Source organism: Magnetospirillum fulvum MGU-K5, assembly GCF_000442515.1.
Classification (GTDB): Bacteria; Pseudomonadota; Alphaproteobacteria; order Rhodospirillales; family Magnetospirillaceae; genus Phaeospirillum; species Phaeospirillum fulvum_B.
The window spans coordinates 1-8243 of sequence record NZ_AQPH01000102.1 but is presented as its reverse complement, the minus strand read 5'-3'; the positions used below and the strand labels follow the sequence as shown (position 1 = coordinate 8243).

The 8243-nt window shown below is 60.9% G+C and carries 10 protein-coding genes; 7 read left to right on the top strand and 3 right to left on the bottom strand.

Annotation, left to right across the window (positions count from 1 at the left end; translation table 11 throughout):
* Positions 1 to 40: 40 nt before the first annotated feature.
* Positions 41 to 967, bottom strand: coding sequence for a thioredoxin family protein (locus K678_RS16270; protein ID WP_021133571.1), 927 nt, complete (start codon positions 965 to 967; stop codon positions 41 to 43).
* Between the two features lie 230 nt (positions 968 to 1197).
* Here K678_RS16270 and K678_RS16265 point away from each other — a divergent pair, with 230 nt between their 5' ends.
* From K678_RS16265 to K678_RS16255, 3 genes are all read left to right on the top strand, one after another.
* Positions 1198 to 1821 (top strand): peroxiredoxin, encoded by a 624-nt coding sequence (locus tag K678_RS16265; protein ID WP_021133570.1) that lies wholly within the window; start codon positions 1198 to 1200, stop codon positions 1819 to 1821.
* A gap of 90 nt (positions 1822 to 1911) precedes the next feature.
* The gene (trxB, locus tag K678_RS16260; protein WP_021133569.1) at positions 1912 to 2859 is read left to right on the top strand and encodes a thioredoxin-disulfide reductase; all 948 of its coding nucleotides are present in this window, start codon (positions 1912 to 1914) and stop codon (positions 2857 to 2859) included.
* Positions 2860 to 3060: 201 nt separating this feature from the next.
* On the top strand, positions 3061 to 3954 hold the full coding sequence (locus tag K678_RS16255) for a LysR family transcriptional regulator (RefSeq protein ID WP_021133568.1): 894 nt from the start codon (positions 3061 to 3063) through the stop codon (positions 3952 to 3954).
* A gap of 421 nt (positions 3955 to 4375) precedes the next feature.
* Here K678_RS16255 and K678_RS16250 read toward each other — a convergent pair whose 3' ends face one another.
* Positions 4376 to 4786, bottom strand: coding sequence for a hypothetical protein (locus K678_RS16250; protein ID WP_021133567.1), 411 nt, complete (start codon positions 4784 to 4786; stop codon positions 4376 to 4378).
* A gap of 236 nt (positions 4787 to 5022) precedes the next feature.
* Here K678_RS16250 and K678_RS18380 point away from each other — a divergent pair, with 236 nt between their 5' ends.
* From K678_RS18380 to K678_RS16245, 4 genes are read left to right on the top strand one after another with little or no spacing between them, the layout of a single operon-like run.
* Complete coding sequence (locus tag K678_RS18380) at positions 5023 to 5265, top strand: helix-turn-helix domain-containing protein (RefSeq protein ID WP_021133566.1); 243 nt, start codon at positions 5023 to 5025, stop codon at positions 5263 to 5265.
* The gene (locus tag K678_RS18815; protein WP_155804585.1) at positions 5265 to 5477 is read left to right on the top strand and encodes a hypothetical protein; all 213 of its coding nucleotides are present in this window, start codon (positions 5265 to 5267) and stop codon (positions 5475 to 5477) included. The genes K678_RS18380 and K678_RS18815 overlap by 1 nt, the downstream gene beginning before the upstream one ends.
* A 48-nt stretch (positions 5478 to 5525) precedes the next feature.
* Positions 5526 to 5696, top strand: a complete 171-nt coding sequence (locus tag K678_RS18810) for a hypothetical protein (protein ID WP_155804584.1) — start codon at positions 5526 to 5528, stop codon at positions 5694 to 5696.
* Positions 5697 to 5755: 59 nt separating this feature from the next.
* Positions 5756 to 7471: a DUF262 domain-containing protein gene (locus K678_RS16245; protein ID WP_021133565.1), complete on the top strand. Its 1716-nt coding sequence runs from the start codon at positions 5756 to 5758 to the stop codon at positions 7469 to 7471.
* A 378-nt stretch (positions 7472 to 7849) separates the two neighbouring features.
* On the opposite strand, the gene K678_RS18805 is transcribed toward K678_RS16245, so the two are convergent.
* Entirely contained in the window at positions 7850 to 7996 is a 147-nt protein-coding gene (locus K678_RS18805) for a hypothetical protein (protein WP_155804583.1), read from the bottom strand.
* Positions 7997 to 8243: the final 247 nt, after the last annotated feature.

Below are 8243 nucleotides of genomic sequence, written 5' to 3'. Positions count from 1 at the left end.
GGCACCACGGCGGGGAGGGGAGGGAGACCGGCCCGCGCCATCATGAAAACATCAGCGACGATAACCGCCGCCGTCCCGACGACACCGCCGGATGCCCCGAGCCCAGGGCCTCGAACAGTTTGATCAGTTCGGCGCGGGCGGCGCCGTCGTTCCAGGTGCGGTCGCGGCGGAACAACTCCAGCAACGCATCGATCGCCGCTTCGGGCTGATTGGCGGCGAAACAAGCCAGGGCGAGATCGAACCGGGCCTGATGATCGTCGGGATTGGCGTCGACCCGCTGGCGCAAGCCCTCGGTCTCGCCGATCTCCGCCGCCCGACGGGCCAATTCCAGCGCGGTGGCGACAGCGGCAATCTCGGAATTGCGGGTCAATTCGGGCGACAACCCGGCAAGGATTTCCCCTGCCTCGGCATTTTCTCCCATTGCGATCAGGCAGCGCAGCAATCCGGCCAGGGCGGCGGGGTGCTCCGCCTCGGCTTCCAGCACCTGCTGAAACAGCGCGATCGCGTTATCGGCGTCGCCCTGGTTTAACAGGGTGCGTGCCTCGGCGACGATCTCGCCGAGATCGGGGGCAAGGGGGCCGGTCAGCGCCGAGAGGAAGGCGCGCAACTCGCTTTCCGGCAAGGCGCCGGTGAAGGCATCGACGGGGCGGCCGCCCTTGAAGGCATAGACCATCGGCACCGACTGGACCCGAAGCTGGGCCGCCAGTTGTTGGTTGGCATCGACGTTGATCTTGACCAGACGGGCCGCGCCCTTGGCCTCGCGCACCACTTTTTCCAGTGCCGGCCCCAATTGTTTGCACGGACCGCACCAGGGTGCCCAGAAATCGACCAGCACCACCGCCTTCATCGACGCTTCGATCACGTCGGCGCGGAAGCTGGCGGTGCTGCCTTCCTTAATAAGATCCTGGCCATCGGCCGCTCCGGGTCGTCCCGCCTTGGAGCCGCCGGAAGAGAAAAGAAGATCCATGGTTTCTGCCCGTTTCTGATGCGCCGAAAGACCCGCAATAGATGGACTGTCGCCGCGCGGCTGGCAAGCATCTCTGATATTGCTGCGTCCGCGGGACCGCCAATCCCACTGAGCGGTGGGGGTTGCAGCCTAATCTTGAGTTATAATCATTCCATATTGCGCACCGCCGAAAGACCGTATAATCTGCATGGCATCAGGTTTCATTCAGCCCAACCGAGGGAGACCCACGAATGTCCGAAGCGATCGCTGCACCGTCCGTCCTGGTCGGCCACCCCGCCCCCGATTTCACCGCCGCCGCGGTGCTGCCCGATAACGAGATCGACGAAGCGTTCAATCTGAAGTCGTACCTGAAGGGCTCTTATGGGGTTCTCTTTTTCTACCCGCTCGATTTCACCTTCGTCTGCCCGTCGGAAATCCTCGCCCACGATCATCGCGCCGAGGCCTTTGCCGAGCGCAACACCAAGCTGATCGCGGTCAGCGTCGATTCCCAATTCACTCACCTCGCCTGGCGCAATACCCCGGTGGCAAAGGGCGGCCTGGGCCAGGTCCGTTTCCCGCTGGTCGCCGATCTGACCAAGCAGATCGCCCGCGATTACGGCGTGCTGCTGCCGGGTGGCGTCGCCCTGCGCGGCACCTTCCTGATCGATAAGGACGGGGTGGTGCAGTCCCAGCACGTCAACAACCTGCCGCTCGGCCGCAATGTCGATGAGGCGCTGCGTCTGGTCGATGCCCTTCAGTTCCATGAAGAGCATGGCGAGGTGTGCCCGGCCGGCTGGGTCAAGGGCAAGGCCGGGATGAAGGCGGATTCCAAGGGCGTGGCTGATTATCTCGCCAACCACGGCGCCGAACTCTAATCACGGGTGGGGCGAGCCGCTTGTCGGCGGCGCGCCCCCTTCGTATGCTGACAGCTTCAATCGAGATTAAACGGGCGGGAACGGAAGTCCATGGCGCACCATCACAGCAAGGTCCTTATCCTCGGCTCTGGTCCGGCGGGCTGCACCGCCGCGATCTATGCGGCGCGTGCCAATCTCGAACCGATGCTGGTCGCCGGATTGCAGCCGGGCGGTCAGTTGACCATCACCACCGATGTCGAGAACTTCCCCGGCTTTGCTGAGGCGGTTCAGGGTCCGTGGCTGATGGAGCAGATGCAGCAGCAGGCCGAGCATGTCGGCACCAAGTTCAAGGACGATCTGATCGTCTCGATCGACCTGACCAAGCGCCCGTTCCAGGCGGTGGGGGATTCCGGCGACACCTATTCCGGTGATACCGTGATCATTTGCACCGGAGCGACCGCGCGCTGGCTGGGAATCGACAGCGAGAAGAAATTCTCGGGCTTTGGCGTTTCCGCCTGCGCCACCTGCGACGGCTTCTTCTTCCGGGGCCGCGAGGTCGCGGTGATCGGCGGCGGCAATTCGGCGGTGGAAGAGGCGATCTATCTGTCCGGCATCGCCTCGAAGGTGACGCTGATCCATCGCCGCGACAGCCTGCGCGCCGAACGGATCGCCCAGGAACGCCTGTTCGCCAACCCCAAGATCAACGTGGTGTGGGACAGCGTCGTGGACGAGATCGTCGGCACCGAGCAGCCGACTTCGGTCACCGGGGTCCGGCTGAAGAACGTCAAGACCGGCGCGATCAGTGACCTTGCGGTCGATGGCGTGTTCGTCGCGATTGGCCATACCCCCAACACCGGCCTGTTCACCGGCGCGTTGACGATGGACGACGAAGGCTACCTTGTCACCGTTCCCGGCTCGACCGCGACCAACATCCCCGGCGTGTTCGCGGCGGGCGATGTGCAGGACAAAATCTATCGTCAGGCGGTCACCGCCGCCGGAACCGGCTGCATGGCGGCATTGGAAGCGGAACGCTTTCTCGCCCTGCATGGACATAATTGATTAGCTGCGGCACAGTAGGGCAACGGGGATTGAGCGGTATCGTGGCCGGGGGCTGACCTCGACGCCGCTTAATCGGCCCATAATACCATCGCCTCGTGCCCCCATTCCGTCTTTCGGCCCCCGTGGTCCGCGACGGAAGGCGGGGAACGGGGCTCGGGGGCTTTGTCCAAAGTCCCTGCCGGGAGGAGTTGTCGCGTCGCCATGGACTGGGACAAGCTGAGGGTTTTTCATGCCGTCGCCGAAGCCGGTAGCTTCACGCATGCCGGGGAGGTGCTCAACCTGAGCCAGTCCGCCGTCAGCCGACAGATCAGCGCGCTGGAGGAAAGCCTCAATCTGCCGCTGTTCCACCGCCATGCGCGGGGGTTGATTCTGACCGAACAGGGCGAATTGCTCTACAAAACCGCCCGAGACGTGTTTTCCAAACTGGCGATGACCGAGGCGCTGCTGACCGAAAGTCGCGAACGCGCCCAGGGTCCGCTGAAGATCACCACCACCGTCGCCTTCGGGTCGTTGTGGCTGACGCCCCGGATCAAGGACTTCCTTGATCTCTATCCCGATATCGCGGTGTCGCTGGTTCTGTATGACGGCGAACTCGATCTGGCGATGCGCGAAGCCGATGTCGCGATCCGGATGATGCCGCCGCGCCAGCCCGATCTGGTCCAGCGTCATCTGTTGACGATGAGCTACAGCGTGTTCGCCTCGCCCGAATATATCAACGAATTCGGCAAGCCGCAGAGCCCCGCCGATCTCGACCATCACCGGATCATCGTGTTCGGCGAGGATGCGCGGGTGTCGGCGCCGGTCGCCAACGTCAATTGGCTGTTAGAATCCGGGGCCTCGCCCGACCGGCCGCGCCGTCCGGTGCTGGAGGTCAACAACATCTATGGCATCTTCCGCGCCGTCAAAAGCGGGCTGGGCCTGGGGGCGATGCCAGATTACATGATCAACCCGTCCGACAATCTGGTCCGGGTGCTGCCCGAACTCGCCGGGCCAAAGTTTGATGCCTACTTTGTCTATCCCGAGGAACTGCGTCATTCGCGACGGATTACCGCATTCCGCGATTTCCTTTTAACAAAAATCGCGGAATCGCACTAAAGACGTCGGGGCCAGATTTTCATTTTGCTTGAGTTATGCGATATCCGCATGCCCAGGCCGATATATTTGGAATGGTTGGCGACGTCGACTTGCCTTAGATACAAACGATAACTTACTGCGTTGCAGTCGGTTTTAGAGTTTCGGTGGATCTTCCACCGTCTCGTTCCCGGACCCCGTGTCCGGGTTGGGGGTCTTTGGATCCCTACGTCTCCTAGACGTGAAGCCTCCCTGTTTGACTTTGCCCCGGAAACCTAGTGTTTCCGGGGTTTTTTCTTGGTTTTTCGAAGACGGGAAAAAGGCTCAAGTGGCATCACAGTGGCAAAAACATTCGGTGGGGGGTGGTCTGAGGTGGACGGCTACGGACAAAAAGAAACCCCCGCCAGTTTCCCGGCGAGGGTTCCTGTAACGCGATGCTCTGCGATCAGGCGGCGGCGATGCCCTGCCAGCCGTCACCGATGAAATAGCCACAGCCCAACTCGGACAGATCGACACGGGCCTGCCTCGCCAGGAACCGCATCACCGCCGCTATCCCAGCATCGGCCCGAGCGAGGCTCGCCGCGAGCAGCGCCCTGCCTTCCTTGTTGTGAATCTCCATGCCGTCCAGCCCGCGAAGCTGCGCCAGGGCGTGCATGGCCACGGCGGCAGCTTCGGCATTGGTCGACACCGGCAGCTCGGTGATGGTGCCCGCCGTGTCCAGCGCGGCAGCGTATAGATCGGCGGCTGCGGGGTGGCGGCCATCCTCTTCAGCGGTGCGGCCCTCATTGACCAGGGTTGCCGCGAGCCGGGCGGCGGTCAGGGTACTGGACGTGGTGTTCAGATTCGACGAGGTCATGTCTTCGAGCCTTCCTGATGATGTTGAGCCCCGCCGGGCCATACGTGCGGTGACAGCGAACGCTGTCCTGATGTCCGATGCTGGCGGCGACGGCGGGCGGGCTTCCGTGCCTCAGCGAACAGGCGCGGCAGGCCTACGCCCAGGCATTGCATTTTGGCAACTAACTAGTTACCTTGTACCAAACTAGTTATGGTGACGCAACACCTAATTAGTTACACGGTGACTAGAGAGGCGATATGACACCCGAACAATGCAAAATGGCGCGTGCTGGACTCGGTCTCGGTGTACGCGAACTGGCCGAAAAAGCAGATGTGTCGCCCAACACCATCACCCGCCTAGAGCGGGGCGAGAGCATGCAACGAAGGACAGTGGAGACGATCCGCACCGCCCTGGAATCAGCAGGCATCGCCTTCATCCCGGCTGGGGACTATCAGGGCAGCGGCGGTCCTGGGGTGCGGCTGGTGGGAGGGGATCAATAATGGCCACATCCATCCACAGCAACATTCTGGGCCATGACGGGCCTTGCCCCTGCGAGCCGTGCAGGCATCGTCAGCTCTGCGCCGATGGCCGGGCATGCGAACGCTTTGCGGACTGGCATCACAGAGGCCGGATCGATCCCGACCGCGCCAGGGTTCCGCGTGTCGCGTTGTTCGCCCGGCTGTTCCCTGAAGGGGCGATGGCGGGGGTGTAGCTGGGGCGGGAATGTCGTAGGCTGCTGGGTGTGGCAGGGGAGCAATGTGTGTGGACATTCTTCCCGACATGCGTCGAGATCGTCGGCACACCCTACATCGGGCGGTTCGAGATTCTCGACAACATGGTGGCGGTCAGGTCTGACTTCGGCATCAATCTCGACGAAATCAACGCCGAGGTAAAGCAGATGGAGGCAAAGCTCGCCGCGCTCGGGGGCTGACCGAATGACTACGGGATGGGGGCGCTACGGCGTCACCGAACGACGAAACGGAGCAAGTCATGGCTGCAACCAACTTCAAGACCGAGAACAACACGTTCAGGAAACTGATCGGCAACGGTTTGACGTACCGCATACCCCGGTTTCAGCGCGACTACAGTTGGTCCAATGAGGAATGGGAAGACCTGTGGATGGACCTCCTGGGCACGCTCAAGGCCGATGGCGAGAGCTCACACTACATGGGGTACTTGGTTTTGCAGTCGGCTGACGACAAGACTTTTGACGTCATTGATGGCCAGCAACGGCTGACGACAATCAGCGTTATCGTGCTCGCCATTCTCAAGAACATTCAACGACTGATTGACGCAGATAATGATGCCGAGCCGAATAAGCGGCGCTTGGACCAGATCCGCCAGACCTATGTCGGTTACTTAGACCCGGTCACGTTGGTCGCACGCCCAAAACTGACCCTTAACCGGAACAATAACCACTATTTTCAGACGTACCTTGTGCCGCTCGGACACCTGCCACAGCGCGGCTTTCGCGCCTCCGAGCACCTGTTGCGCAAAGCCTTCGAATGGTTCGACAAGCAGGTGGCTACCTATCTGAAATCCACTACCGGCAACGAGGGCATGCGGCTGGCAAAGCTTGTAGAGGACATCAGCGACCGCTTGTTCTTCACGGTGATCACAGTTACCGATGAGCTGAATGCCTACAAGGTGTTCGAGACGCTCAACGCGCGTGGAGTGCGCCTTTCAGCGACCGACCTTCTCAAGAACTACCTGTTCTCGGTGCTCGACCGGGGGGGCGAGACCGACCACGAACTTCGAAACCTCGAAGACCGATGGGAGGCGATTGTCGGGCGTCTTCAGTCGGAGAATTTCCCCGACTTCCTGCGTGTGCACTGGAACAGCCGCCGAAATTTCTCGCGCCAAGCCGATCTTTTCAAAACGATTCGTGCGCAGGTCAGCACACCCGAGTCGGTGTTCCAGTTGTTGCGCGATATGGAAGAGGATCTCGACACCTATCTAGCCCTGTCCTCGCCGGAGCCCTCCGAATGGTCTCAGGAAGACAAGAAATATGCAGGAGGGCTGAAAACCTTCCGGGTACGTCAGCCGTTCCCCCTGTTGCTGGCGGCCAAGCGCATCTTCGACGCGCCTGACTTCACAGGGCTTCTGCGTGCAACGGTTGTTATTTCCATGCGGTTCAACGTCATCGGCTCATACAGTACCGCCGAGCAGGAGCGGAAGTATAATGATGTCGCCGAGCGCCTCGCCAAGAGGGAATTAAACAATCTCGGCCCAGTTCTACAGGCCTTGCGCAGCATCTACCCAGACGATACAGCGTTTCGAGCAGCCTTTTCCGAAAAGGCCATCCGCACTACGGACTCACGTAACAACCGAGTGGTTCGTCTTATACTGTGCGCTCTTGAAAAGCACGTTTCTGGTCAGGATTACGAATTTGCTAGCGACGCGTTTAACATCGAGCACATACTCCCGCAGAACGCGCCAGACGGCTGGGGCGGGTTTAGCAATGATGATGCGGATGCGCTGGTGTATCGGCTCGGTAATATGACGCTTTTACACTCAGGCGCAAATCGCGATCTGGGCACGGTCGAATACACTCAGAAGCGGGAGACCTATCAGAAAAGCGGTTTCTTGATTACACAGAAGCTGGCTAACGACAACGCAGAGTGGACGCCCGAGCGGATCGCCAACCATCAAAAATGGTTGGCAGCCCAGGCCACTGCCATTTGGCGCATTGCGCAACTGAGTTAGGATGGCACCAATGAGCCACTATAAACCGTACCCGGCTACAATAATTCGGACGTCAATGGATAGATTGGGTGCCCTGATTTCCATCCTGAACGAAAAACCCCCACACCGGGGGGGTGGTGCGGGGGGCTTTCGAGGGGAACGCGATCTTGGGGGGAAGTTCGCGCTTGGATCCGAAGGAAGACTTGTGAGTGGCTGAGGCTCAGAAGCTTGTGGTGATAAAATGCCAGCAGCCGGGTTACCGCATCGTGGCGCGGGGATGATATTTTTGTAATGGCTCAAAAGAGAGGCGGCGATCTTCGAGCGCCGGGGCGGTACTCCGCGAGGACGGTTGCTGCGGCAGGAGGGCAAGCCTCGCCTGATCGACCAGAGGCGGCGGTGTCACGCCTGATCGGTTCGGCTCCCCACCTCGGTCGCCATCGGGTCCGCCTTCACCGGCTCGCTGTCTGAGGGCACCGGCTGTGCTGCGCCCGCCCGCATCCGGGCGACCGACTGCGCTGCCGCCGTCTCCAGAGCCTTTTCCGCCATCGCGTGCAACGTTCTCAGTGTCTTCAGTTGCTCTGCCTCGGGGAGTTCCCAGAAATTCGTGCGACCTGACGGTGTTGATGAGCCTGCCGACATCGGTGCTATCCTTTCTGCCCCAACGGACATCCTCGATCTGATCGGAACCTCGATCAGGCGAATAGCGCAGAAATCCCAAATAGAGAGTCTTCCATTGGGATTTCTGCGCTATTCAGCGCCTCGCCACGCTCTGCCAGCCCCAACCGTCATGCCC

Bases quoted from the DNA above. Each gene is read 5' to 3' on its own strand.
- K678_RS16270 (WP_021133571.1), bottom strand. From the start codon at position 967: ATGGATCTTCTTTTCTCTTCCGGCGGCTCCAAGGCGGGACGACCCGGA.
- K678_RS16265 (WP_021133570.1), top strand. From the start codon at position 1,198: ATGTCCGAAGCGATCGCTGCACCGTCCGTCCTGGTCGGCCACCCCGCC.
- trxB (WP_021133569.1), top strand. From the start codon at position 1,912: ATGGCGCACCATCACAGCAAGGTCCTTATCCTCGGCTCTGGTCCGGCG.
- K678_RS16255 (WP_021133568.1), top strand. From the start codon at position 3,061: ATGGACTGGGACAAGCTGAGGGTTTTTCATGCCGTCGCCGAAGCCGGT.
- K678_RS16250 (WP_021133567.1), bottom strand. From the start codon at position 4,786: ATGACCTCGTCGAATCTGAACACCACGTCCAGTACCCTGACCGCCGCC.
- K678_RS18380 (WP_021133566.1), top strand. From the start codon at position 5,023: ATGACACCCGAACAATGCAAAATGGCGCGTGCTGGACTCGGTCTCGGT.
- K678_RS18815 (WP_155804585.1), top strand. From the start codon at position 5,265: ATGGCCACATCCATCCACAGCAACATTCTGGGCCATGACGGGCCTTGC.
- K678_RS16245 (WP_021133565.1), top strand. From the start codon at position 5,756: ATGGCTGCAACCAACTTCAAGACCGAGAACAACACGTTCAGGAAACTG.
- K678_RS18805 (WP_155804583.1), bottom strand. From the start codon at position 7,996: ATGGCGGAAAAGGCTCTGGAGACGGCGGCAGCGCAGTCGGTCGCCCGG.